Origin of the sequence: Rossellomorea aquimaris, from assembly GCF_001877785.1 — a bacterium.
GTDB lineage: Bacteria > Bacillota > Bacilli > Bacillales > Bacillaceae_B > Rossellomorea > Rossellomorea aquimaris_A.
The window spans coordinates 1-388 of the sequence record NZ_MINN01000051.1; the positions used below are offsets into that span (position 1 = coordinate 1).

Here is a 388-nt window from a genome sequence, read left to right on the forward strand (position 1 = left end):
TTATCGTGTCCTACAGTAGTTGTACTTCCGGTGAATAGAGACGTGGTGTGTCAGCCTGCTGCTGCTGGTATCGCAGTCGCTAGAACAGAAAGTAGCAGTGGTATTTGTTTTTTTTTTTCGCAGTGCCAGAGCGGCCTCGTGCGGGTTGCCGGATGCGGCCAGCGCCAGCAACTTTTTCAGTTTCTCAATGTGTTTATTCTGGTCTGTCATTGTTCTGTATCTCCGGTATTTTTCTGCCGTTTCCATGCCCGGACAGCGTCGGACAGCTCTTTCAGGCTGTATGCTGCTTTAAGCTTTTCCCATAACCACTGTGTTGTTATGTGCATCAGCAGGGCAGCCAGGGCTGCCCCCGCACTGAGGCATGTCGCCAGGCCAGTAAGAATCAGTG

Annotated in this window: 2 protein-coding genes; both read right to left on the bottom strand. The window is 51.5% G+C overall.

From position 1 onward, the window contains the following. Positions 1 to 246 (bottom strand): DUF2786 domain-containing protein, encoded by a 246-nt coding sequence (locus BHE18_RS23905; protein WP_369122135.1) that lies wholly within the window; start codon positions 244 to 246, stop codon positions 1 to 3. Continuing rightward, positions 207 to 388: hypothetical protein (locus tag BHE18_RS23910; RefSeq protein ID WP_216095297.1), on the bottom strand; the 182-nt coding region annotated here is incomplete at its 5' end. The genes BHE18_RS23910 and BHE18_RS23905, both read right to left, overlap by 40 nt.